We start from the raw sequence: 24,440 nt of genomic DNA, 5'->3' as shown, positions 1-24,440 counted from the left end.
GACCTGCACGAACGCGCTCGCCGGGGCGATTGTCAGTGCCGGGATCTAGTTTCGGTGGCATGACTCAGCAGGGGGCGCGCTGGACCGCGGACCAGGTGCTGGCACTGGCGCCTGACCCCGCGTCACGCACGGCGGGGAGCAGACTCGGCACGGCCGGTCCGTGGTCCGGGACCGGCAGTTCGGACGAAGGGACGGTGTGGGGGCTGTGCGAGGGCGGTGGGAGCGCTCCGTACCGGACGGTCGTCGACGTCGCGGACGCCTCCGGACCCGCCTGCCACTGCAGCTGCCCGAGCCGTAAGTTCCCGTGCAAGCACGCGCTCGGTCTGCTGCTGCTCTGGTCGGGCGGGGACGGGGCGGTGCCGCGGGGAGAGGCGCCGGAGTGGGCCGAGCGGTGGATCACGGGCCGGCGCACGCACACGGAGGAGAAGCGGGCCGCGGGCACCTCGGAGTCCTCGGGTTCCGCCGGTCCGGAGGCGGCGCGGCGCAGGGCGGAGCGCCGGGCCGAGCGGGTGACGGCGGGCGCGGTGGAGCTGGAGCAGCGTCTGGCGGATCTGCTCCGCGGCGGCCTGGCGGCGGCCGAGCGGTCCGGGTACGGGCTGTGGGAGGAGACCGCGGCCCGCATGGTCGACGCCCAGGCGCCGGGGCTGGCCGCCCGGGTGCGGGAGCTGGGGGCGCTCGCGGGCACCGGGCCGGGCCGACCGGTGCGGCTGCTGGAGGAGTGCGCACTGCTCCACCTCCTCGGCCGGGGCTGGCTGCGCCGGGAGCGGCTGCCGGAGGACCTGGCCGCGACGGTCCGGTCCCGTATCGGCCTGCCCGCGTCGGCGGACGGCCCGGCGGTACGGGACCGCTGGCTGGTCCTCGCCCAGTACGACACGGCGGACAGCCGTCTGACGACCCGCCGTGTCTGGCTGTACGGCACGGACTCGGGGCGCACGGCGCTGCTCCTCTCCTACGGTGCGGCGGGCCGCGCCCCGGAGCTCTCGCTGCCGGTCGGGCTGGCCCTCGACGCGGAGCTGTCCGCGTACCCGGGCGCGGGACAGCCGCGGGCGGCCCTGGGCGAGCGGTTCGCGCCGCCCGCGCCGACGGACGTGCGGCCACCGGGGACGACGACCACCCGGGCTGCCGCCCGCTACGGCGAGGCGCTGCGCGACGACCCCTGGCTGGACTCGGTCCCGGTGACGCTGGACCGGGTGATACCGGCTCCGGACGGTGACGGCTGGCAGCTGGCCGACGCCGACGAGGACGCGGCCCTGCCGCTCACCCCGGCCGCACGGTCCCGCCCCGGTCTGTGGCGTCTGGTCGCCCTGTCGGGCGGCGCCCCGGTCAGGGTGTTCGGTGAGTGCGGCCACCAGGGATTCACTCCGCTGGCGGTATGGCCGGAGGGGCCCGGTGAGGCGGTGCCGCTGTGCTGAGCGGGGCGCTCACCCCCGTCCCCGTCCACCCAAGGAATCTTTCGGACATCACTGGACACTCGGCGCGTGTGAGTCTTCGACCGTGCCGGGACGCCCGTCGGAAAGGAAACTCATGAGCAGGACGACCACCGCCGTGGACGCGCCTCTCCCGGATTCCTGGGAGGAGCTGGTGACCACGGCCCTGCTGGGCACGGACCGGCGCACACCGGCGGGCTCCGCGCCCGGGCCGGACGCGCCGTCGGTCCTGCTGGACGCGGCGGCCGTGGCGACCGTACGGCGACGCGCCGGGCTGCGGCCCGCGCGGGCCGCGGAGCGTCCGCGGCCGGCCCCCGAGGACCCGCGCCCTCCGCTGCCGTCCGCCGCCGCGCGCCGGCTCACGATGCTGCTCGCCGACCGTCCCGGCACCGCGGGCGGTGGCCGCCGGGGCGCGGCTCCGGACCTCATGGAGCTGCTGCCCCAGTGGCTGGCGGCGGCGAACACCCGCGGTTTCGCGGCGCCCCCGGCCGCGCTGCCCGCCCTGCTCGACGCCGCGCGGGGCCGGACCGACCTGCGTCCGGCGGCGCTGCGGTTCGCGGGGCCGCGCGCCCTGTGGCTGGCCCGGTTCAACCCGGACTGGCGGTTCGCCCTGCGTTCCACACCGGGCGGGGGCACGTCCGTGCCCCGTCTCCACGACACGGAGGGCATACGGCGGCTCTGGCAGGAGGGCCTCTTCGCCGAACGGGTCGCCCTCCTCACCGCCCTCCGCTCCCGCAGGCCGGCCACCGCGCGGGAACTCCTCGCGGAGAGCTGGGCGACGGAGCGGGCGGAGGACCGCCTGATGTTCCTGGACTCGCTGCGCACCGGACTCGGCCCGGACGACGAGCCCTTCCTGGAGCAGGCCCTGGCCGACCGCAGCCGCAACGTACGGGCGACGGCCGCGGAGCTGCTGTCGGCGCTGCCCGGCTCCGCGCTGGCGGAACGCATGGCGGTCCGGGCCGGGGCGTGTGTGGCCGTCGACCATACGCGGGACACGCCGACGATCGCCGTCGAGGCGCCGCACGAGTGCGACGCGGGCATGGAACGCGACGGCGTGGTGGCCAGGGCCCCGGCGGGCCGGGGCGAACGGTCCTGGTGGCTCGGCCAGTTGGTGGAGGCGGCGCCCCTGGGAAGCTGGTCGCGGCGGCTCGGCGGGCGTACGCCGCGGGAGATCGTGGCGCTGCCGGTGGCGGACGACTGGCAGGGCGAACTGCACGCGGCCTGGAGCCGGGCGGCGGTGCGGCAGCGCGACGCGGCGTGGTCCCGGGCGCTGCTCGGGGAGCCCTCCGCGCCGGAGGCGGGCGGTCCGGGGGCGGTGTCCCTGGCCGAACGCGCCAAGCTGCTCGGCACGCTGGGCGCCGCCGAACGGGCCGAGTGGGTGGCCGGATTCATCGAGACGCACGGCCTGTCCGAGGCGTTCCAGCTGCTCGGGGTGTGTGCCGTGCCCTGGGCGGCGCCGGTCGGACGGGCGGTGGTCGACGCGCTCGACATCGCGCGTGACGCAGGGAGTTATCCATGGAGTTTCAGCGGAGTCATGGGCCTGGCCGAACGCTGCCTCGACCCGTCCGAGGCCGGCCGCCTCGACGCGCTCCTGGCGATACCGGACGAGCCGGAGAACGCGTCACCCGGAGCCGGCGGCTACTGGTCGGAAGCCTTCCAGCGCCTGGTCACCACCCTGCACCTACGCGCAACCATCCTCACCGAACTGACCCCGCCCACCCCGTGACCCGCACCGCGCTCTCCGCGGGCAGTCGTGCCTCCCCCAGAGCCCGAAAGGGCCTGGGAGGTACCCCCAGGGCGATGGGGGTCCCCCCCGCTCGAGCGAAGCCGGGAGTGGGGGAGGGTGGGCGATGGGGGCACCTCCCAGGCCGTTCAGGCACTGGGGGAGGCACCCCGCAAGCGCCGGGCGGCACGAACACCCCCCGCCCGGCACCAACACCGGGGCGTCGAAGCCGAGGCCCCGGCGAGGCATCACGAACCCGCCCTACGCCTCCGCGGGCTGCCGCACGTTCGCCCGCACCCAGTCCACGATGGACGCCGTGGTAGCCCCCGGCGTGAAGATCTCCGCGACACCCTTCTCCTTCAGCGGAGCGATGTCCGCCTCGGGGATGATCCCGCCCCCGAAGACCAGGATGTCCGCCGCGTCCCGCTGCCCGAGCAGCTCGATCACCGCCGCGAAAAGCGTGTTGTGCGCCCCGGAGAGGATGGACAGACCGATCGCGTCGGCGTCCTCCTGGATCGCGGTGTCGACGATCTGCTCGGGGGTCTGGTGAAGCCCGGTGTAGATCACCTCCATACCGGCATCGCGCAGCGCCCGCGCGATCACCTTGGCCCCGCGATCGTGGCCGTCGAGCCCCGGCTTGGCCACCACCACGCGGATCGGACCGGCTGCCACACCCATCACTGCCTCCATGAAGCGACTGCATCCATCCCTGCCGACAAGTACCGCACACATCCGTCGTGCCGTACACATCGCCCGGGCATCCCGGACCGGACCGGCCGGGGAAGTGAACGAACGTTATCTCCAGCATCCCGCAACCGGCAGTTTCACGGTGCACAGCGAGGGGCAAATCACACGGAGGGACACGTTCACCGCGCAGCGTTCCCGGGCTCAGGGCCCCGCGCACCGCACGCCCGTGCACCACTCGGGCAGCGGTGGGAACATGCGCACAAGGGATTCGCACCGAGGCCGCCGGACCACCGCGCCCCCTCCACGCATCGCACGCGCGCACCGTCGACCGCTCTCACAGCGATTTCCCATGAGGGCACACGGGGGACAGGGCTGTCCTCCCGCGTGCCGACAGGAGGTCGGCCATGAAGGTCACCGAGGCAGCTCTTCCCTTCCTGCCGCTCTGCCGGCGTCTTCTGCCCACCCGGCTGGCGGATCTCTCCCTGACCCTGCTGAAGGCGACCGCCCTGGAGCTGGCGATCCTGGCGGGCCACCTCCTGCTGTATCCCGCCGGCATCGTCCAGGAGCGCCGGGGCGCGCACCCCGCGCTGCCCTCCCCGGACGGCACCGCACAGCTGCCGGCGGAGGCCAAGCCCCCGGTGGTGCTGCTGCACGGCTTCATCGACAACCGGTCGGTCTTCGTCCTGCTGCGCCGCAGCCTCGCCCAGCACGGCAGGCAGCAGATCGAGTCGCTCAACTACTCGCCGCTGACCTGCGACATCCGCATCGCGGCCGAACTGCTCGGCCGCCACATAGAGCAGGTGTGCGAACGCACGGGCAGCCGCCGGGTCGATGTGGTCGGGCACAGCCTCGGCGGGCTCATCGCGCGGTACTACGTGCAGCGGCTGGGCGGTGACACCCGCGTGCGGACGCTCGTCACGCTCGGCACCCCGCACTCCGGCACACGCGTCGCACCGCTGGCCAACGCGCACCCCATCGTGCGCCAGATGCGCCCCGGCTCACCGGTGCTCGAGGAGCTCACCCAGCCCGCGCCGGGCTGCCGCACGCGCTTCGTCGCCTTCTGGAGCGACCTCGACCACATCATGGACCCGCTGGAGTCGGCGTGCGTCGAGCACCCCGACCTGACGTCGGTGAACGTACGGGTGAGCGGCGTGGGCCATCTCGCCCTGCCCGTGCACCCGGCCGTGGCGACCCGCATACGGCAGGCCCTGGACACGGCGCACCCCGGAGAGCCGTCCACCGGCCGCCCGGAAGGCCTGACGGTGGCCTGACCGCGACCCGACCGCGACCCGACCGCCGCCCGAAGCGCGACACGCCCGGCACCGGCGCCGCAGGACAAACGGAATCGCGCGCCCCCCTCGACGGCAATCCGAACAACAACGCTCCGAGACGGCCCACTTATCGCCGTCGACCGCCCATCGCCTCGAACAGAGCTCGAACAAAAAGCCAAGACCGCGCCCGCCGTCCGCCAAAAGGCAACCGATTGCCCGTTTCCTGCGCGCGCGAAACCTGCGGAAGATTGTCGTGCCCGCATACCGCCGGGTACAGTCGCCGCACTGCTCTGGCAGCCCCTGTTGTCGAGGCGAAAGAGAAGTTGGTGAACGACCGTCACCCGTCGGGGACCATGGACCCGGCTCCGGCTTCCGATTCGGCGCCCTACGCGTCGTACGGCACCCAGGAAGCCCAGTACGGAGACTTCACCACGTACGGCGGCTACGACGCCACCGGTTATGCCGCCACCCACTTCGGCACGGGCGGCCACACCACCGGGGGCTTCGCCCCTGACCCCCTCTTCGGCGCCCTCCCGGGCGGCGGTCAGGACACGGGCGCGTACGACACCACCGGGCACTGGCCCACGGACGGCCAGGACACCGGCCACTACGACCTGTACGCGGCCCAGCACGTGTCCTCGTACGACACCGGCGGCTACGACGCGACCGCCTGGACCACCGGCCATCACCCGGTGACGGTGATCCCGCCGCAGGCCGCCTCGCCGGAGACCAGCGGGCAGTGGGACGCCGGTGAGTGGCTCCAGCCCGATCAGACCGGGAACCCCGCCGACCGGACCCAGCAGTGGGACTGGGGCACGCAGACCTTCGACAGCGGTGCCTACGACGCCACTCAGTGGAACACCGACGGCGGCGACACCGCCGCCCCGGCGCCCGCGTCCGACGCCTACGAGCCGCAGGCCGAGTCCTTCGGCCAGGAACCCCACGAGGAGCCCACCGCCCAGGGGCCGGCCGACACCGGCGAGCTGCCCGCGGTGCACCTGCTCGAAGAGCAGGAAGAGGTTCTCCCCGCCCCGTCGCCGCGCGCGGCCTCGCGCGCCGGGTCGCGTTCCCGCCGCCGTACGCCCGCCAAGCGTTCCGCGCTGCTGACGGTGGCCGTGCCCTCGGCGTGCGTGATGGGTGTCGCCGGTATCGCCGCGGCATCGGTCGGCAACCTGACCGACGACGGCGGCCAGGAAACGACGACGACCGCGGCGGACGCCCAGCCGGTGAAACCGTCCGCCGCCAACATCAAGCTGGACACCCAGCTGGAGAGCCTCGCCGCCGGCGCCGACGACTTCGCCGACCGGGCCAGCCGCACCCAGGAGCGCATCGACCTCAAGGCGCAGCAGGCGGCCGAGCGCAAGGCGGCCGCCCAGGAGGCGGCCCGCAAGGAGCGGCTGCGGCCGAAGTTCGCGCTCCCGGTCGCACAGCACGGACTCAGCGCCATCTACGGCCAGTCCGGCATCAACTGGATGTCCGTCCACACCGGCATCGACTTCCCCGTCTCGTACGGTGCGACGGTGATGGCCGCGACCGACGGCACGGTGCGCACGCAGTACAACTCCGCCTACGGCAACATGATGATCGTGACGGCGAAGGACGGCACGGAGACGTGGTACTGCCACCTCTCCAGCTACCAGGTCGCCTCCGGTACGACCGTGAAGGCCGGCGACCCGATCGCCTTCTCCGGGAACTCCGGCAACTCGACGGGCCCGCACCTGCACTTCGAGGTCCGTCCGGCCGGCGGTTCGGCGGTCGACCCGCTCGCCTGGTTCCGCAGCCACGGCCTCGACCCGTCGTAGGACCGTCCCCCACGACGGGTCTCAGCGCCCGGCTACAGCTTCTCCACCGGCGCGTACCGCAGCAGCAGCCGCTTGGGCTTGGTGTCCCCGAAGTCGATCGTCGCCTCCGTGTTGGCACCCGTGCCCTTCACCGCGACCACGGTGCCGAGGCCGAACTGGTCGTGCGTGACCCGGTCCCCGATCGCCAGCGACACCACGGGCTTGTCCGCGGTCCGCCGGGTGGCGAAGCCGGAGCCGCCCGACGCCGACGAGCGCGAGCGGGACGACGACAGCGAGGCCGCCACCCCCGACGCCGGACCGGAGGACACGGGCGTGCTCGCCCCCGTCCGCTTCCACTCCAGGTGGGCGGCCGGGATCTCCTCCAGGAACCGCGAGGGCGGGTTGTAGGACGGCTGGCCCCACGCGCTGCGCAGCGTCGACCGGGTCAGGTACAGCCGCTCGCGCGCGCGGGTGATGCCGACGTACGCCAGGCGCCGCTCCTCCTCCAGCTCCTTGGTCTCGCCGAGGGCGCGCATGTGCGGGAAGACGCCGTCCTCCATGCCGGTGAGGAAGACGACCGGGAACTCCAGGCCCTTGGCGGTGTGCAGGGTCATCAGCGTGATGACGCCGGAGCCGTCCTCGTCCTCGTCGGGGATCTGGTCGGAGTCGGCGACCAGGGCGACCTGCTCCAGGAAGTCGGACAGCGCGACCGACTCGCCCTCGCCGCGCTCCTGCTCGAACTCCAGGGCGACGGCCGCGAGTTCCTGGAGGTTCTCGATCCGGGTCTCGTCCTGCGGGTCGGTGGAGGCCTGCAACTCGGCGAGGTAGCCGGTGCGTTCGAGGATCGCCTCCAGGACCGTCGCCGGGCCCGCACCGGACTCGACGACCGTACGCAGGTCCTCCAGCAGCGTGTTGAACCGCTTCACGGCGTTCGACGAGCGCGCCGCCATGCCGTACGCCTCGTCGACGCGCCTCAGCGCCTGCGGGAAGCTGATCCTCTCGCGCTGCGCGAGGGCGTCGATCATGGCCTCCGCGCGGTCGCCGATGCCCCGCTTGGGGACGTTGAGGATGCGGCGCAGCGGCACCGAGTCCTCGGGGTTGGCGAGCACCCGCAGGTAGGCCAGGACGTCCCGGACCTCCTTGCGCTCGTAGAAGCGGACGCCGCCGACGACCTTGTAGGGCAGGCCGACGCGGATGAAGATCTCCTCGAAGACGCGGGACTGGGCGTTGGTGCGGTAGAAGACGGCGACGTCGCCCGCCTTGGCCTCGCCCGCGTCGGTGAGGCGGTCTATCTCCTCGGCGACGAACTGGGCCTCGTCGTGCTCGGTGTCCGCGACGTACCCGGTGATCCGCGCGCCCGCGCCGGCGTTGGTCCACAGGTTCTTGGGGCGGCGCGACTCGTTGCGCTCGATGACGGCGTTGGCGGCGCTCAGGATGGTCTGCGTGGAGCGGTAGTTCTGCTCCAGCAGGATCGTCGTCGCGTCCGGGTAGTCCTCCTCGAACTGGAGGATGTTGCGGATCGTCGCACCGCGGAAGGCGTAGATCGACTGGTCGGCGTCGCCCACCACGCACAGCTCGGCGGGCGGCACCTCGGCCTCGGACGGTGCGCCGGCGGGGTGCCCGGAGGTGCCGACGAGCTCGCGCACCAGCGCGTACTGGGCGTGGTTGGTGTCCTGGTACTCGTCGACCATGACGTGCCGGAAGCGGCGGCGGTAGTGCTCGGCGACGTCCGGGAAGGCGCGCAGCAGATTGACCGTCGTCATGATCAGGTCGTCGAAGTCGAGGGCGTTGGCCTCCCGCAGCCGCGACTGGTAGAGCGCGTAGGCCTGGGCGAGGGTCTTCTCGAATCCGTCGGCGGCCCGGGCGGCGAAGTCCTCCTCGTCGATCAGCTCGTTCTTCAGGTTGCTGATCTTGGCGCTGAAGGACTTCGGCGGGAAGCGCTTGGGGTCGAGCTCCAGGTCGCGGCAGACCAGGGCCATCAGGCGCTTGGAGTCGGCGGCGTCGTAGATCGAGAACGACGACGTGAAGCCGAGCTTCTTGCTCTCGCGGCGCAGGATGCGCACGCACGCGCTGTGGAACGTCATGACCCACATGGCGCCCGCGCGCGGGCCGACGAGCTGCTCGACGCGCTCCTTCATCTCGCCCGCGGCCTTGTTGGTGAAGGTGATCGCGAGGATCTGGCCCGGGTGGACGTGCCGCTCGGCCAGCAGGTGGGCGATGCGGTGGGTGAGCACGCGGGTCTTGCCGGAGCCGGCGCCGGCCACGATGAGCAGCGGGGAGCCGGAGTGCACGACGGCGGCGCGCTGGTTGTCGTTCAGCCCCTCCAGCAGCGCGGCGGCGTCGATCACCGGGCGCGGGGCGCCGTCGCGGTAGTAGCCTCCCCCACTCTCGGCTTCGCTCGAGCGGGGGGACCCCCATCGGTCCGGCGGCACGTCGAACTTCCCGCCGAACAGGTCGTCCGGGATCTGCTCCGGTACGTGCTCGTCCTCGGGCGGTGGCGGGGGCTCGCCCTCGGGGCCCCGCTGGGCCTGGAGGTCCGCCAGGAAGCTGTCGTCAAAGAGGCTGCTCATCGCTCTCCGAGTCTAGGGCGCCCCACCGACAACCCGGGGCCGCCCCGGGAACATCCCCGGAATCCGGCGGCCCGGACGGGGCGCGCACCCTCCAGAACCGCCGCCTCACCCTGAGTGACACCACCCACAAGGTCACGAAAATGTATCGGGCATATCACCCATCAACCTTCACAGGGGCCACACCAGTTGGCTACGGTGCGGGCGGGCCGTACGACCCCCACCGGCGAACCCCGCCGGGCCGCGCGGCCTCCGCCGAGTCCGTCACTGCCCTCGCGGCAGCCGGAGCCGGGGACCCACCGAGACCTTGGGGTGAATCGGCCCACTCCCCCGCGGAGCGGCCGTAGGGCAACCCTTCCGAACCACCCGCCCGAACCCGACAGCTAACCCGGTAGGCGGAGCTTTGGAAGGAGTCGCCTCCCTTGGCGTCGCACCGCAAGTCGCGCACCCCCGGCACGCGCGTGGCAGGCATACGGACCCCGGCCCTCGCCACGGCCGCCCTGACCTCCGTGGCCCTGCTGTCCCAGACGGCCACCGCCGCCCCCTCCGCCCCCTCCGCCGACGGCAAGCCGAGCCTGGAGGAGGTCGAGAAGAAGGTCGACGACCTCTACCGCCAGGCGGAGTCGGCGACCGAGAAGTACAACGCGGCCAAGGAGAAGACCGCGAAGCAGCGCAAGCAGGTGGACACGCTCCTCGACGACGTGGCCAAGCGCACCCAGAAGCTCAACGAGGCGCGGGCGGAGCTGGGTTCCTTCGCCGCCGCCCAGTACCGGACCGGCGCCGGCGTCCCCGACACCGCGACCTTCCTGCTCGCGGACACGCCGCAGGACATCTTCGACCAGCGCCAGGTGATGGACCGGATGACCGGCCGCCAGAAGGAAGCGGTCGACGACTACGTCACCCAGCAGTCCGAGACGATGAAGAAGCGCCAGGAGGCCACCGAGAGCCTCCAGACGCTCACCGAGACCCAGGGCGACCTGAAGACGGCCAAGGCCACCGTCCAGAAGAAGCTCACCGACGCGCGCGAGCTGATGTCGAAGCTGACCGCCGAGAAGAAGGCGCGGCTCGCGGCGATCGAGAGGAAGAAGCAGGAGGAGGCCGCCCGCGAGGCCGCCGAGCTCGCCCGGCAGCAGGCGGAGCGGCAGAAGGCCCAGGAGGAGGCCGCCCAGCAGGACAGCGGCACCTCGGACGGCACCTCCGGGTCCTCCGGCTCGGCCACCACGCCGTCGACGTCGACGGACTCCTCGTACGCCACCAAGGCCGAGAAGGCCCTCGCCTTCGCCCGCGCGCAGATCGGCAAGCCGTACGTCTGGGGCGCCACCGGCCCCGGCTCCTACGACTGCTCCGGCCTCACCCAGGCCGCCTGGAAGGCCGCCGGCGTCACCCTCCCGCGCACCACCTACGACCAGGTGAACGCGGGCACGACGGTCCCCGTCTCCCAGGCCCAGCCCGGTGACCTGGTCTTCTTCTACGACGACGTCACCCACGTGGGCATCTACATCGGCAACGGGATGATGATCCACGCGCCGAAGCCCGGCACGTACGTCCGCGAGGAGTCGATCTACTACGACGGCGAGTCCTCGATCCACAGCGTGGTGCGGCCCGCCTGATCCGCTCGGGAGGGGACGGAGCACGGGGGTTCCTCCGGCGCCGTCCCCTTTCCGTGCCGGCCCGCGCTACGGCACGCGGTGCCGGGCGGCCGCGTTCCCCCCGGAAACGCCGGGGCGTGTTCCGTCGTGGGCCGCGGTCACGTCCGGGCCCGTGGAACAGGCCGTCAGGTCCACAGCACCGCGATGAAGACGTTCGTCACGGTCAGCAGTCCGACCAGACCGAACAGGCCCTTCTCCACCTTCTCGTCGTCCCGCTTCACGTACACCAGGCCGAGGATCACGATCAGCAGGGCCAGCTTCACGCCGATCTTGATGTTGTCGACGGAGTAGCCCTGGGCCTGGTTGAGGCCGACCAGGACCACACCGGTGACCAGCATCGTCAGCGCACCGTGCAGCATCGCGGGGACGAACCGGGCGGTGCCCGCGCCCATCGCCTTCATCTGGGTGAGGAAGCCGCCGAGGAGCGACGCGATGCCGATGATGTGCAGACCGACGAAGAGGTGGATGAGTACGTCCATGAGGCCGGAGCCTAGCCACAGCCGCCCCGTAGCACTCCGGCGCCCTCATCCGTCCTTCCTCCGCCATATCGGTCATCACCCTGAGTGAAGACGACGAAGCCGGAACGGGATCCTGGTCACTTACGGTCACCCGGCGGTCCGCTCACGCCACTTCCGCACAACCCGTTACCGGGGCCGCGCGGCCGGGCCTAGCGTCCTCCTCCAGGTGACCGGCTCTCCACCGCCGCCCGGTCCAGGGGCGGCGACCGGACACCACCGCAGAGAAGGTCCGGCGGCGGACGGCTCCCCCTGTGCACCCCCGCCGCCGGACCACCGGACGGCAGTCCGCTCCGCGCGGTCGTCGGAAAGGACGGGAAGCCAGGTGGCAGCGCACCGCAGGATCCGACAGCGCGTCGCGGGCGGCACCACGGCCCGCGCGGCCACCGCCGTCGCCCTCGCCGGCGCGGCCACCGCGACCGGCTTCGACGGGACGGGACACGCCGAACCGCGGCTGACACCGGGCCAGGTCAAGGCCGAGGTCGACAGGCTCTACCGGGAGGCGGAGACCGCCACCGAGAAGTACAACGGCGCCAAGGAGGAGGCCGAGTCGGCCCAGCGGCGGCTGCGCGACCTGCAGGACGAGGCGGCCCGCAGGAAGGACCGGCTCAACTCCGCACAGGACGCCCTGGGCACGGTCGCCGCGGCGCAGTACCGCGGCAGCGGCCTCGACCCCGCCCTCCAGCTCTTCCTCTCCGAGGATCCCGACGGCTATCTGGACGGCGCCGCGCTCGCGGAACGGGCGGGCAGCCGCCGGCAGGCGGCGGTGGGACGCGTACGCACACAGCTCCGGGAGATCGAGCAGTTGCGCGGCGCCGCGCGCGTCGAGGTGACATCGCTGACGTCCCGCCGCGCCGAACTCGAACGGCACAAGAAGACGGTCGACACCAAGCTGACCGCCGCCCGCCGGCTGCTGTCCCGGCTGACCCCCGGGCAACGCGCGGGACTCACCGACGGCACCGGCCGCGCCCCGCACTCCCCGACGGACGCCCGGGACGCCGCTCTCGCGGCCCCCGGCCCCCGCGCGGCGGAGGCCGTCTCCTACGCCTACGCCAAGCTCGGCAGCCCCTACGTCTGGGGCGCGACCGGCCCGGACGCCTTCGACTGCTCGGGCCTCGTCCAGGCCGCGTACCGCTCCGCCGGTGTCTCCCTGCCCCGCACCACCTACGCCCAGATCGACGCCGGCCGCCGCGTCCCCCGCTCCGGACTCCGCCCCGGGGACCTGGTCTTCTTCTACTCCGGCATCAGCCACGTCGGCATCTACGTCGGCGACGGCCGCATGATCCACGCCCCGAACCCCTCGGCCCCGGTCCGCGTGGCCCCCATCGACGAGATGCCGTTCGCGGGGGCGACGCGGGTGGTCTGAACGGCCCGCTCAGACCAGTCGCCGCGCCGTCGCCCAGCGGGTCAGTTCGTGGCGGTTGGAGAGCTGGAGCTTGCGCAGGACCGCCGAGACGTGGGACTCGACCGTCTTCACCGAGATGAAGAGCTGCTTGGCGATCTCCTTGTAGGCGTAGCCGCGGGCGATCAGCCGCAGGACCTCCCGCTCGCGCTGGGTGAGGCGGTCGAGGTCCTCGTCGACCGGCGGGGCGTCGGTCGAGGCGAAGGCGTCCAGGACGAAGCCGGCCAGGCGCGGGGAGAAGACGGCGTCGCCCTCCTGGACCCGGAAGATCGAGTCGACCAGGTCGGCCCCGGTGATCGTCTTGGTCACGTAGCCGCGGGCACCGCCCCGGATCACCCCGATCACGTCCTCCGCCGCGTCCGACACGGACAGGGCGAGGAAACGGACCGGCTGCTCGGCATCGCCCATCAACGGGGTGCAGCGCCGCAGCACTTCGACGCCGCCGCCACCGGGCAGGTGCACGTCGAGCAGGACCACCTCGGGCCGGGTCGCGGTGATGACCGTGACCGCCTGGTCGACGTCGGCGGCCTCGCCGACCACCTCGACACCCGTCTGCGCGGTCTGCCCTATCTCCGCCTGGACGCCCGTGCGGAACATGCGGTGATCGTCGACGAGGACCACCCGCACATGACGCCCGGCGCTCTCCGCGTCCCCCGTCGTTCCGTTCGCCTCGGTCGGCTCGCTCATGACGTCTTCTCCGCCCTCTCCATCTCCAGCTCGACCTCCGTGCCGCCGTCCGGCACCGCGCGCAGCCGCGCCGTGCCTCCGTTGCGCTCCATGCGGCCGATGATCGATTCTCTGACGCCCATGCGGTCGGCGGGTATCGAGTCCAGGTCGAAGCCGGGGCCGCGGTCCCGGACGGACACGAAGACCGTCCTTCCCTCGACTTCGGCGTAGACCTGCACCGCGCCTCCCTCGCCACCGTACTTGGCGGCGTTGACCATCGCTTCGCGCGCGGCCTGCATCTGTGCGCCGATTCTCTCGTCGAGCGGGCAGTCGCCGACGACCACCACCTCGAGGGGGACGCCGTGCTTGTCCTCCACCTCGGCGGCGTTGCGCTTCACCGCCTCGGCGAGGGTGGCGGGTTCGTCGTCCTCGTCCTTGCCGTTGCCCTCCGGCTTGTAGAGCCAGGCGCGCAGGTCGCGCTCCTGGGCCCGGGCCAGGCGGCGCACCTCGCCCGCGTTGTCCGCGTTGCGCTGGATCAGGGTGAGGGTGTGCAGCACCGAGTCGTGGACATGGGCGGCGACCTCCGCGCGCTCCTGCGCCCGGATGCGCATCAGGCGCTCCTCGGAGAGGTCCTGGGTCATGCGTACGAGGTAGGGGCCGGCGAGGAGGGTGATGCCGACGAGGACCGCGAGGGCCGCCTGGAGCACCGAGCCGAGGTGGCTGCCGGAGCCCCGCAGGACGAAGATGCCCGAGGCGCCCGCCGTCACCAGGAGCACACCGGCCCCGGCCCGCAGCAGCGTGACCGTGCGACGGCGGCGGCCGACCTCCATCCAGCGGGCCCGGCGGGCGTTGTCCGCCTGCCGCCAGACCAGGGCGACGCCCGCGCCGACCAGCACGGTCGGCCAGAGGTAGGCCCTGGCCCCGTTGGTCAGGTTCACATTGCCCACGAAGATCATGGACACGACGACCATGAGGAGCAGGGCGACGATCTGCCCCTTGTCCGGTTTCCGGGTGACGAGTCTGCGCCGGCCGTCCGGCGAGGTCTCCGTCGTCACCAGCGAGGGCGGCTTCTGCGCGTCCACACCGCCGACGCCCAGCGGTACGAAGAACCAGAACGCGGCGTACAGCAGCGCGCCGAGACCGTCGGCCGTGAACAGGCCGACGAAGACGAGGCGTACCCAGATCACGGGCAGCCCGATGTGTCCGGCGAGCCCCCGCGCCACACCACCGAGCCAGCGTCCGTCACTGCTGCGGTAGAGCTTGCGCGGCGGCCGCGGCTCGGCTACGGGCGCTGCTGCGGCTTCCGACATGCCAACGATGGTCACACGCCCGGAGTACCGGAGCATCAGGGTCGGTCCCGGAGACTCCCCTGATCTCCGCGGCCCTGGTCCGTCGAACGCTCCCCCGGTCCCACTCGGGGACCGATATCAGGGTCCGGCCAGGGTCGTACCGACTGCCGCCGCGGCGGCTCGCCCGTCACCATGGACCCATGACCGATCACCAGCACGCCACGACGGGTCCGGGACCCGTCTCGGGCCCGGAGGGAGCGACCGCCCCGCCACCGGAGCCGGCCGACGAGAGCGGGCACTTCCGGCGCGACCGCCGGCACCAGATGCTCGGCGGGGTGTGCGCGGGGCTCGGCCGGCAGTGCGACATGGACCCGGTGATCTTCCGGATCACGCTCGCGGTCCTGTCCGCCACCGGCGGCATCGGCCTCATCTTCTACGGCTTCGCCTGGCTCTTCGTCCCGTACGAGGACGAGGAGGAGAACGAGATCCGCCGGCTGCTGACCGGCCGGGTCGACGGCCACACCCTGGCTGCCGTGCTGTTCGCGCTGGTCGGCTGCGGCGTCTTCCTCACCATGCTGAGCAACGACGGGGTGCTGAGCTTCGCCGTCATACTGTCCCTGCTGCTCGCCGGCGCCGGGTACTGGTCACGGCGGCGCGGTGCGCCCAGCCCCGACCACATCGCCGCCCAGGCCGCGGCCGACGCCCCGCCGGAGCCCCAGGCCCCGCCGGCCCCCTCCGCCTTCCCGTCGTGGTGGCGCGACCCCATCGTCAAGGACGGCACCCACGTCGGGGGCACGGGCTATCTGTGGGGTCCCCGGGACTCCCGCGCCATGGACATCGCCGCCGCCGTCGACACCGGCCTCGACCCCCGCACCGGCACCCGTGGGAAGGCGTACGCACCGCCCCTGCGTCCCCCGCTCCCGCGCGGCCCCCGTGGCGGGATCGGCGGTCGGATCTTCCTGCTCGCCCTGCTCGCGGGCGGCCTCGGTGCCGGGCTGACGTGGGAGAACCACCCCCTCGGCACCAGCCTGCAGACCGGTCTCGCCTGCGCGCTCGCCGTCTTCGGCCTCGGTGTGGCCGTCAGCGCGTTCCTCGGCCGCACCGGGGTGGGATCGATCATCCTGGCGGTCGTCACGGCGGGCCTGCTCGCCGGCTCGGCCGCCCTGCCCAAGGACATCGGCACCGACTGGAAGCGGACGACCTGGGAGCCCGCCTCGGTCGCGCAGATACGCCCGGCCTACGACCTGGGCGCCGGCGAGGGCGAACTGGACCTGTCCGCGATACGTGTCCCCGAGGGCCGCACCATCTCGACGCGGGCCGACGTCGGCCTCGGCCGGATCCACGTGATCGTGCCCAGGGACGTGACCGTGAGGCTGAGCGTCGATGTGGGAGTGGGTGACATCCAGTTGCCGGGCGACAGGCAGAAGGACGTGGACGTGGCACCGGGCAAGCACAAGGAGGTGACCCTGGAGCCGCCGGCCGGCGTCGAGGAGGCGGGCACGCTCGACCTCGATCTCCAGGTCGGCGCGGGACAGGCGGAGGTGAGCCGTGCCGCGTCATGAGTTCCAGCCGGGCAGGCTGGTGGCCGGTGTCTTCCTCGTCCTCGCCGCGGTGATCTACGCCGGTGACGCGGGCGGCGCCTGGGACACCCCGTGGTTCGTGGTGATCCCCGTGGTCACCGGCGGACTCTGTCTGGCCGGCGCGGTGGGTCTCCTGACCGGCCTCGTACGGCGGCGCCGGGGCCGGGCGGTTCCCCGGAGGAGCGACGCGGAGACGGCGCCCTGAGCGGGCGTCACCGGTACTCCCCCGTCCGCTGCCGCCGCCGCGCGCGAAGAGCGGCGTCCACGGACAGCAGCGGGGCGCCCGCCAGTACCAGCGGGGTCCAGGCCATCAGATACGGGAGGTCGTTGCCGTAGTAGTACGGATCGGCGGCCCAGCTCACGGTCAGCCACAGGCTGAGGGAGATCAGCGCGCCGCCCAGGGCGGCCAGGCGGGTGAGCAGGCCGAGCAGGGCGCCGATGCCGACGGCCAGCTCTCCGAGGGCGATGGCGTAGCCGAAGGCGACCGGGCTCTCCAGCGCCATGTCGACCAGGGCGGGGAGGGCGGAGGAGTCGCGGACGCCGCGCATCATGTCGCCGATCGAGCCGGCGCCGGAGTCCTTCATGAACGCGCTGTCCGTGAGTTTGTCGAGGCCGGCGTAGACGAAGGTGATTCCGAGGAAGAGGCGCAGGGGGACGAGGGCGTAGCGGGTGGCGGTGTCCCGCCAGTCTCTGTCGCCGTCGAGGTGTGGGGAGTGCGTGTCCGTGCGCATACCGTGAGTCATCGCTGTCCGCCGCCTCTCACTGCCGTGCCGGCACTCCTCGACACGAGGATACGTATGACGAATTGGGGCGGCTCAATCCTGCGGGCGGGGTTTTTCTTCGGAGTGCGGTGCTTGTGGGTGCCCCGGTGTTGCTGTGGGCCGGGGGTGGGTTGCGCAGCCCGGCGCTTGCGGGGTGCCGTCGCGCCCACCCGTGCCGCCCCAGCGGCACGACTGCCCGCGGATTGCGAGGAACGCGGCACGACTGCCCGCGGGAGCGGACGTTCGTCTAGTCCGTTACGTCGATCGCGTAGCGGTTTGTTTCCGCTCCTGCCGCTGTGACGACCTGGACCTCCACTCGGCCCGGTTCCACCTCTGCCGGGACCGGGACGGTCAGGAGTGTGTCCGTCGGGTTGTCGAAGCCGCCCGTGACCGGTACCAGCGGCACGTGTACGTTGACCGGTCCGACCCGGACCACCATCCGGGACAGCCGGTCCGCCCCCTGGGCGCCCACCGGAACGAACCCGGCCCCCCGGATCTCGATGTCGTCCCCGGTCCGGATCGGCGCGTCCAGGTCACCGGCCTCGCGCGCCCGCACCACCGAAAGGATCACCGGACGGCCGCCCTCCGCGTACTTCCCCGCGAGATACGTCGCCGCCGACACCAGCACCACCACCGCGAGCCCCCACGGCAGATCCGGCAACTGGTCCGGCCGCCGGGCCAGCCGCACCGCCGCGAACACCAGGGCGACCCCGCTGATCACGACGTACTGGATGTCGGCGAAGCTGCCCCGCCCCGAGTCGTCGGTCAGCAGGTCCGCCGCCCTGGGCCGGTACGCGCGCACCTTCTGCAGCCGCTGTCCCAGCACCCGCAGCCCGACCACCCGCCGCACCAGCACGGCGATCCCGCACACCACCGCCAGCACGGTCACCACACCGGCACCGCGGGCGAGTTCCATCCCGTCGATCAGCGCGTCCCGCTCCCGGTTCCCGGAGGCGGCCGCGAGCCGCCCCACCAGGACGAGCACCGCGAACGCCAGGAACAGCACCCAGCACGCGGCCACCGCACGGGACGTGGAGAGCCGGTTGTCCTCCCCGATCACCGGCGCCAGCGCGCCCCCGCGCGCCCGGTGGAACCACGACGCGGCGGTCAGCGCCCCGGCCACCACCAGCGCGGCCAGCAGGCCGGCGGTGCGCGCGGTGGTCCACCCCGTGCCGATCGCCGTGAGCGCCTGCCCCAGGAGCAGCAGCACGACGCCCGCCCACACCATGCCCGCGGTGCGCCGCCACAGCCGTACCAGCCATGCCGCGCCCTCGGCCCGCCCCCGTTCGGCCACGACCTCCGCGGCCTGCGTCAGCTCCTCCGACACCCACTGCCGGGAGGCGGAGGCGGAGTGGGCCACCGCGGCCGGCACCCCCTGTCCGGCCGCGAACTCGTCCCGCTTCAGCAGGAACGCGGCGACCGCCCGCCGATGCCCCTCACGCACCCCGTGCGGACAGTCCCCGCAGGTGCAGCCCCCCTCGTGGGCGCCCATGTCGGGGCCGCCCCGCCTAGCCTCCTGCACCGCCACGCCCGAAGCCCGCCTTCCCCACCGTCGAAGTCATCGAAATCGTCGAAGCCGTCAGAAAAACACGACACAAGTCCCCCACGACGAAAGCGAATTGTGCCCTACCTCGCCCTCACCCCGTCCGGCAGGCCCGGTCCGGACGAGTGAATTTCGCGGCGCCGGGTTGACCCTGTCGGTCAACTCAGCAGATCCGGCTCGCTCCGGCTGATGTCCTGCCACATCGGCTGGTAGTTGATCCACGCCACCAGGTCCCCGCCCAGCTGCTCCCGCGTCGCCACCGCCTGCCGGTGGTCGATGAGGACGGGCCGGCCCGCCGCCTTCGCGGTGAGCTGCACCTGGCAGGACCGCTCCATCGTCACGAACCACCAGGCCGCCGCGTCCACCGAGTCGCCCACGGTGAGCAGCCCGTGGTTGCGCAGCACCAGCGCCTTGTGGGAGCCGAGCACATCCGCGATCCGCCTCCCCTCCTCGGCGTCGACGGTGACGCCGCTGTAGGCGTCGTAGAGGGCGTGGTCCTCGTAGAAGGCGCAGCTCTCCTGGGTGATCGGGTCGAGCAGGTCGCCGAGGGCGGCGAGGGCGCGGCCGTGCACCGAGTGGCAGTGGGCGACGGCGACGACGTCGGGCCGGGCCGCGTGCACCTGGGCGTGCACGGTGAACGCGGCCTGGTTGACGTGGTGGCCGCCCTCGACGACCTGGCCGTCCCGGTTGGCGAGCACCAGATCGCTCACGGTGACCTGCCGGAAGGGCATCCCGAACGGGTTGACCCAGAAGCAGTCGCTGAACTCCGGGTCGCGTGCGGTGATGTGCCCCGAGACACCGTCCTCGTAGCCGAGCCGTCCGAAGAGCCGCAGCGCGCCCGCGAGCCGCTCCTTGCGGTGCCGGCGCTCGTCGTCGACCGACTCGTGCATGGGCGGCATGGCGAAGCGCAGTTTGTCGGTGGGCAGCGGCAGGGGCGGCGTGGGCCCGTGCATGAGTCCTCCCGCGGGGGATGTACGTACGGGGCGGAAGTTACCGGCGGGACGCGCCGGACGACAGCTCTGTTCCGTAACGCCGGACACTCTGCGGCTCCGGGCACCCGACGACGCCGAATACCCGACACGAGGTGTCCGGTATCCCCGTCACACTCGGTCCATGCACACGAACTGGGCGGCCTTCACCGCCGTCGAACCGGAGCTCGCCAAGACCGTGGAGGAGCGCTTCGCCGCGTACACCCACCATGTTCTCGCGACCCTGCGCAAGGACGGCTCACCGCGTACCACGGGCCTGGAGGTCCGCTTCCTGGACGGGGAGCTGTGGTTCGGCATGATGCCGGACTCGCTCAAGGCGCTCGATCTGCGCCGCGACCCGCGCTTCGCGCTCCAGGCGAACCCGGGCGGCGGCACCGGCATGGGCGGCGGCGACGTCCGTATCGGCGGCCGGGCGGTCGAGATCGCCGACGACGACACTCGGACCCGGCGCCGGTACGCCGAAGAGGTGGAACCGCCGGAGCCGTTCCACCTCTTCCGCACCGAGCTGACGGAGGTCGTGAGGACCTACGTGGAGGACGGGAAGTACCTCGTCGTCCAGGTCTGGAGGCCCGGAGAGCCGGTGCGCGCCCTCAAACGGACATGACCGTGGGGACTACTCCCACTCGATGGTGCCCGGCGGCTTGGAGGTCACGTCGAGGACGACGCGGTTGACGTCGCGCACCTCGTTGGTGATCCGGGTCGAGATCTTCGCGAGGACGTCGTACGGAAGCCGCGACCAGTCGGCCGTCATGGCGTCCTCGCTGGAGACGGGGCGCAGCACGATCGGGTGTCCGTAGGTGCGGCCGTCGCCCTGGACGCCCACCGACCGCACGTCCGCGAGCAGGACGACCGGGCACTGCCAGATGTCCCGGTCGAGACCGGCCGCGGTCAGCTCCTCGCGGGCGATGGCGTCGGCCTCGCGGAGCAGGTCGAGCCGCTCCTTGGTGACCTCGCCGACGATGCGGATGCCCAGGCCGGGGCCGGGGAACGGCTGGCGCTGGACGATCTCCTCGGGCAGGCCGAGCTCCTGGCCGACCATCCGGACCTCGTCCTTGAACAGCTTGCGCAGCGGCTCGATCAGCTTGAACTCGAGGTCCTCGGGCAGGCCGCCCACGTTGTGGTGGGACTTGATGTTGGCGGTGCCGGTGCCGCCGCCGGACTCGACGACGTCGGGGTACAAGGTCCCCTGGACGAGGAACTCCACCGCCGGACCCTCGTCCGCGATGATCTCGGCCTGGGCCTGCTCGAAGACCCGGATGAACTCCCGGCCGATGATCTTCCGCTTCTCCTCGGGGTCGGAGACGCCCTTGAGCGCGGTCAGGAACCGCTCCTGCGCGTCCACGACCTTGAGCTGTACGCCGGTCGCGGCCACGAAGTCCTTCTCGACCTGCTCGGTCTCGCCCTTGCGCATCAGGCCGTGGTCGACGTACACGCAGGTCAGCTGGGAGCCGATGGCCTTCTGGACGAGGGCTGCGGCGACGGCGGAGTCCACGCCGCCGGACAGACCGCAGATGGCGCGCTTGTCGCCGACCAGCTCGCGGATGGCGTCGACCTGCTCGTCGATGACGTTGCCGGTGGTCCAGTCCGGGGTCAGGCCCGCGCCCCGGTACAGGAAGTGCTCCAGCACCTGCTGTCCGTGCGTGGAGTGCATCACCTCGGGGTGGTACTGGACGCCGTAGAGCTTCTTGTCGTCGTTCTCGAACGCGGCGACCGGGACGATGTCCGTCGAGGCGGTGACGGTGAAGCCCTCGGGGGCCGCGGAGCAGGCGTCGCCGTGCGACATCCAGACGTCCTGCTCGTCCGGGGTGCCCTCGAAGAGGGTGGAGGAGTTCTTGGCGACGTGCAGGTCCGTACGGCCGTACTCGCGGGCGCCGGTGTTGTCCACCCGGCCGCCCAGGCTCTGGGCCATGAGCTGGAAGCCGTAGCACATGCCGAAGACGGGGACGCCGGCCTCGAAGATCTCGCGGTCGAGACTCGGGGCGCCCTCCTCGTACACGGACGAGGGGCCGCCGGAGAGGATGATCGCCGCGGGGTTCTTGGCGAGGATCTCCTCGACCGGCATGGTGCTCGGCACGATCTCGCTGTAGACCCGCGCCTCGCGGACGCGACGGGCGATGAGCTGGGCGTACTGCGCGCCGAAGTCGACGACCAGGACGGTGTCGGGCGCGTTGGCAGCGGGAGACGCTGATGACACGAGGTGCCTTCCGGCGGTGGGGCGGGGGTCTTGTGCCTCCCGATTCTACCGAGGTGGCGGCGGAACACGTCCCGCCGCCGGAACCGGACCCCGTCTCACCATGCGATCCGTGTTGGACAGCCACGGCCGGCCGGGCATACTTGCCCCATGCTCACGCACCCGACCTTCCTCTTTACCTATGGCGACCGGCCCGCCGGCTGCCATGGTCGTGCTGCTTGAGCAACTGACAAGCGACTTCCCAGGCGCCCCGGGCCGACAAGGTCCGGGGCGCCTGGCGTTTTCTTCCGGACCTTGTCGCTCCGGGGCACCGCACCCACCCACGAGGAGCCCCGGCATGACCGCCACCACCACGGAGTCGACCGAGAAGACCGGCGCCCGCACCACCGAGGCCGCCGAGCTGATCACCGGCGCCCGCGAGCGGATCGACGCGCTCGACGACCGGATCATCGGCCTGATGCAGGAACGGATGGCCGTGTCGGCCGTCATCCAGAAGGAGCGGATCGCCTCCGGCGGGCGGCGGGTGAACCTGTCCCGCGAGATGGAGGTCCTCGCCCACTACCGGGACGCCCTGGGCAAGCCGGGCACCACGCTCGCGATGACCCTGCTGGAGCTGTGCCGCGGCAGGATCTGAATCCGCGTGCGCGGTACGGCGGTACACGCGCGGTACGGCGGTACAGACGTACGCACACCCTTCACCCGTACGCACACTCCTCACCCGTACGGCGCGTGACCGGCACCGCGGCCGCTTCGTTGGTACCGGTGTCCGCGTCGGCCAGGGGCGGGCCCGAGCGGAACCACACGTGGCTCGCCGGAGCGATGAGACGTGCGGATCGTGCCGTACGTCGTGGGACCTCGCTCCGGAGAAGTGACCGGACGGCAGGGGACAGCAGCCCGGTCACCCCAGAGAACGGCCGGTCCCGGGGACACCCGGGACCGGCCGGCGGAGATCACGCGGAGACCCGCCGTACGTCTCAGGTGCGGGACACGACGCCGCAGCCCGCGTCGCCGTCGGCCGGCTTCAGGTCCTTGCTGCGGTCGTACGGGTCGCGGGCCGGTCCGGACGGCTCGGGACGCCCCTGCCGGTCGGCGAGGAACTGCGGTCGGATGAACCCGTCGCCGTCCCGGCAGTCGTCGTTGGATATCTCGCCGTTGACGTCGGTGATCCAGATGTGTCCCTCGTCGGCCCGGAACCTGGCGGGGTCCACGGCCTCCACCTCGACCGACCGGCGGACGATGGACCTGCTCACCTCGTCGCCGCCGCCGACCCGGGCCATCGGGTACACGAAGGTGTAGTCGGCCTTGATCACTGCCCTCCCGGCGGTTCCCTTCACGGCTTCGACCGTCATACGGCCGCGCACCCGCACGTCACCCGCCGGTTCGACCTCCGCGGGGTCGAACCGGGTGAACGTCCACACCGGGTCGTTCTTCACCGTGGGATCGCGCAGGGCGTCGCGCAGATCGGCGAGGTACTCCTTCTCCGCCGGGTCCACGAGGTCCAGCGCCTTCTTCGGGTGTTCGCCCTTCAGCACACCGGGATCGAGGTTGGCGGCGACCAGGAAGTCCTTCGCCCCCTTCAGAGCGGCCCGGATCCGGTCGGCGGGGACCCCGTTGACGGCCTTCGCCTCGGGCAGCCGGATGGCGTCCGCTCCCGCCTCCCACCGGGCGGCCGGGGACCCGGCGAACGGCTCCTCGCGCGTGGGGGTGCCTGCGGGGGCGTCGGGAGGCGCGGTACTGGGGCGGCCCGTCTCGGGGGAGAGCAAAGTGGCGTCGGCCGCCCCCGCCCCGTCCTCGCCGAGGCCACCGGGCAGCCAGGACAGCGCGGCCGACGGATTGACGGCGACCACGGCCAGCGCCACGGCGACCACCACCCCGACCGCGCTCCAGACCCGGCGCCGCCGGGACGAGCGACGCTCCAGGACCGGCAGGGGCGGGCTCGCACGCCATCCCTCGGGCCGGGCGGGCTGCGCCGCCTTCCGCTTCCTGCCCGTACGGCGCTTGCCGCCGCCGGCCGCCCTCGCCTGCGCCTCGTCCATGGCCCGCAGCCGCTCGGTCACCATGCGCGCCCGCGCCGACGGCTCCTTGGGGGCGGAGGCACGGATGTCGCGCTCACTGTCCTGGACGAACTTCTCCCAGACGTCATCGGGGAGGGACGAGGACTCCGGTCTGTTCTCTTCGGACGGCTGCTCGGCCACGGGGTCGCGGACTTTCTCTCGATGGCGGTCGTAGGCGGCCGAGCGTACGCCAGCGATGATCACCCCTCACATGTGATCCAAGTCACACGAGAATTCCCTGAGCGGCAGGACAACCATCCGCGTGCCCTGTTGATCACACTCACTAGATCCTCACGGACCGCACGGACAAGGGAGAAGGACCTGAGCTCGGAGGGGGGCACAGGT

At 72.4% G+C, this 24,440-nt stretch carries 20 protein-coding genes and 1 riboswitch; of the genes, 10 read left to right on the top strand and 10 right to left on the bottom strand.

Going from position 1 to position 24,440, the window contains the following annotated elements:
* Positions 1 to 59: 59 nt before the first annotated feature.
* Entirely contained in the window at positions 60 to 1,412 is a 1,353-nt protein-coding gene (locus ACZ62B_RS11750) for an SWIM zinc finger family protein (protein WP_469690039.1), read from the top strand.
* A gap of 112 nt (positions 1,413 to 1,524) precedes the next feature.
* Positions 1,525 to 3,153: a DUF5691 domain-containing protein gene (locus ACZ62B_RS11745; RefSeq protein WP_469690037.1), complete on the top strand. Its 1,629-nt coding sequence runs from the start codon at positions 1,525 to 1,527 to the stop codon at positions 3,151 to 3,153.
* 258 nt (positions 3,154 to 3,411) lie between these two features.
* Here ACZ62B_RS11745 and ACZ62B_RS11740 read toward each other — a convergent pair whose 3' ends face one another.
* The gene (locus ACZ62B_RS11740) at positions 3,412 to 3,828 is read right to left on the bottom strand and encodes a cobalamin B12-binding domain-containing protein (protein ID WP_344557778.1); all 417 of its coding nucleotides are present in this window, start codon (positions 3,826 to 3,828) and stop codon (positions 3,412 to 3,414) included.
* Between the two features lie 413 nt (positions 3,829 to 4,241).
* On the opposite strand from ACZ62B_RS11740, the gene ACZ62B_RS11735 reads away from it, so the two are divergent.
* Complete coding sequence (locus tag ACZ62B_RS11735; RefSeq protein ID WP_344557780.1) at positions 4,242 to 5,108, top strand: esterase/lipase family protein; 867 nt, start codon at positions 4,242 to 4,244, stop codon at positions 5,106 to 5,108.
* Between the two features lie 353 nt (positions 5,109 to 5,461).
* Positions 5,462 to 6,910 carry a M23 family metallopeptidase gene (locus ACZ62B_RS11730; RefSeq protein WP_344558063.1) on the top strand — a complete coding sequence of 483 codons (1,449 nt, stop codon included), beginning with the start codon at positions 5,462 to 5,464 and terminating at the stop codon, positions 6,908 to 6,910.
* A gap of 32 nt (positions 6,911 to 6,942) precedes the next feature.
* Here ACZ62B_RS11730 and pcrA read toward each other — a convergent pair whose 3' ends face one another.
* Positions 6,943 to 9,459 carry a DNA helicase PcrA gene (gene pcrA, locus ACZ62B_RS11725; protein WP_469690031.1) on the bottom strand — a complete coding sequence of 839 codons (2,517 nt, stop codon included), beginning with the start codon at positions 9,457 to 9,459 and terminating at the stop codon, positions 6,943 to 6,945.
* 261 nt (positions 9,460 to 9,720) lie between these two features.
* Positions 9,721 to 9,871, top strand: a riboswitch (cyclic di-AMP (ydaO/yuaA leader).
* A 7-nt stretch (positions 9,872 to 9,878) separates the two neighbouring features.
* On the opposite strand from pcrA, the gene ACZ62B_RS11720 reads away from it, so the two are divergent.
* Positions 9,879 to 11,066 (top strand): C40 family peptidase, encoded by a 1,188-nt coding sequence (locus tag ACZ62B_RS11720; RefSeq protein WP_469690028.1) that lies wholly within the window; start codon positions 9,879 to 9,881, stop codon positions 11,064 to 11,066.
* 164 nt (positions 11,067 to 11,230) lie between these two features.
* On the opposite strand, the gene ACZ62B_RS11715 is transcribed toward ACZ62B_RS11720, so the two are convergent.
* A complete protein-coding gene (locus ACZ62B_RS11715; protein WP_468722116.1) occupies positions 11,231 to 11,584 on the bottom strand; it encodes a hypothetical protein in 354 nt (117 codons plus the stop codon).
* Positions 11,585 to 11,945: 361 nt separating this feature from the next.
* Here ACZ62B_RS11715 and ACZ62B_RS11710 point away from each other — a divergent pair, with 361 nt between their 5' ends.
* Positions 11,946 to 12,986 (top strand): C40 family peptidase, encoded by a 1,041-nt coding sequence (locus ACZ62B_RS11710; RefSeq protein ID WP_469690025.1) that lies wholly within the window; start codon positions 11,946 to 11,948, stop codon positions 12,984 to 12,986.
* 9 nt (positions 12,987 to 12,995) lie between these two features.
* Here the strand turns inward: ACZ62B_RS11710 and ACZ62B_RS11705 are convergent, their stop codons facing one another.
* Both ACZ62B_RS11705 and ACZ62B_RS11700 read right to left on the bottom strand, forming a co-directional pair.
* Positions 12,996 to 13,709: a LuxR C-terminal-related transcriptional regulator gene (locus ACZ62B_RS11705; RefSeq protein WP_468722120.1), complete on the bottom strand. Its 714-nt coding sequence runs from the start codon at positions 13,707 to 13,709 to the stop codon at positions 12,996 to 12,998.
* Positions 13,706 to 14,998, bottom strand: coding sequence for a PspC domain-containing protein (locus ACZ62B_RS11700; RefSeq protein ID WP_344557792.1), 1,293 nt, complete (start codon positions 14,996 to 14,998; stop codon positions 13,706 to 13,708). The genes ACZ62B_RS11705 and ACZ62B_RS11700 overlap by 4 nt, the downstream gene beginning before the upstream one ends.
* A gap of 179 nt (positions 14,999 to 15,177) precedes the next feature.
* On the opposite strand from ACZ62B_RS11700, the gene ACZ62B_RS11695 reads away from it, so the two are divergent.
* Both ACZ62B_RS11695 and ACZ62B_RS11690 read left to right on the top strand, forming a co-directional pair.
* Complete coding sequence (locus tag ACZ62B_RS11695; protein ID WP_469690020.1) at positions 15,178 to 16,539, top strand: PspC domain-containing protein; 1,362 nt, start codon at positions 15,178 to 15,180, stop codon at positions 16,537 to 16,539.
* The gene (locus ACZ62B_RS11690) at positions 16,526 to 16,762 is read left to right on the top strand and encodes a hypothetical protein (protein ID WP_344557796.1); all 237 of its coding nucleotides are present in this window, start codon (positions 16,526 to 16,528) and stop codon (positions 16,760 to 16,762) included. Before ACZ62B_RS11695 ends, ACZ62B_RS11690 begins: the two co-directional genes overlap by 14 nt.
* 7 nt (positions 16,763 to 16,769) lie before the next feature.
* Here ACZ62B_RS11690 and ACZ62B_RS11685 read toward each other — a convergent pair whose 3' ends face one another.
* From ACZ62B_RS11685 to ACZ62B_RS11675, 3 genes are all read right to left on the bottom strand, one after another.
* Positions 16,770 to 17,300 carry a DoxX family protein gene (locus ACZ62B_RS11685; RefSeq protein WP_344557798.1) on the bottom strand — a complete coding sequence of 177 codons (531 nt, stop codon included), beginning with the start codon at positions 17,298 to 17,300 and terminating at the stop codon, positions 16,770 to 16,772.
* A 265-nt stretch (positions 17,301 to 17,565) separates the two neighbouring features.
* Positions 17,566 to 18,846, bottom strand: coding sequence for a hypothetical protein (locus tag ACZ62B_RS11680; protein ID WP_469690016.1), 1,281 nt, complete (start codon positions 18,844 to 18,846; stop codon positions 17,566 to 17,568).
* 173 nt (positions 18,847 to 19,019) lie between these two features.
* Positions 19,020 to 19,814, bottom strand: a complete 795-nt coding sequence (locus ACZ62B_RS11675; RefSeq protein WP_344557802.1) for a class II aldolase/adducin family protein — start codon at positions 19,812 to 19,814, stop codon at positions 19,020 to 19,022.
* A gap of 160 nt (positions 19,815 to 19,974) precedes the next feature.
* Between ACZ62B_RS11675 and ACZ62B_RS11670 the strand changes: the two genes are divergently transcribed.
* Positions 19,975 to 20,454, top strand: a complete 480-nt coding sequence (locus ACZ62B_RS11670) for a pyridoxamine 5'-phosphate oxidase family protein (protein WP_468722127.1) — start codon at positions 19,975 to 19,977, stop codon at positions 20,452 to 20,454.
* Between the two features lie 9 nt (positions 20,455 to 20,463).
* On the opposite strand, the gene guaA is transcribed toward ACZ62B_RS11670, so the two are convergent.
* Positions 20,464 to 22,044, bottom strand: a complete 1,581-nt coding sequence (guaA, locus tag ACZ62B_RS11665; protein ID WP_344557806.1) for a glutamine-hydrolyzing GMP synthase — start codon at positions 22,042 to 22,044, stop codon at positions 20,464 to 20,466.
* Positions 22,045 to 22,378: 334 nt separating this feature from the next.
* On the opposite strand from guaA, the gene ACZ62B_RS11660 reads away from it, so the two are divergent.
* On the top strand, positions 22,379 to 22,675 hold the full coding sequence (locus ACZ62B_RS11660; RefSeq protein WP_073932689.1) for a chorismate mutase: 297 nt from the start codon (positions 22,379 to 22,381) through the stop codon (positions 22,673 to 22,675).
* A gap of 340 nt (positions 22,676 to 23,015) precedes the next feature.
* On the opposite strand, the gene ACZ62B_RS11655 is transcribed toward ACZ62B_RS11660, so the two are convergent.
* Positions 23,016 to 24,299, bottom strand: coding sequence for a serine/threonine-protein kinase (locus ACZ62B_RS11655; protein ID WP_469690011.1), 1,284 nt, complete (start codon positions 24,297 to 24,299; stop codon positions 23,016 to 23,018).
* Between the last annotated feature and the right edge of the window lie 141 nt (positions 24,300 to 24,440).

This window comes from Streptomyces sp. NPDC053426 (assembly GCF_055585405.1).
This window is presented reverse-complemented; position numbering and strand designations above follow the sequence as displayed.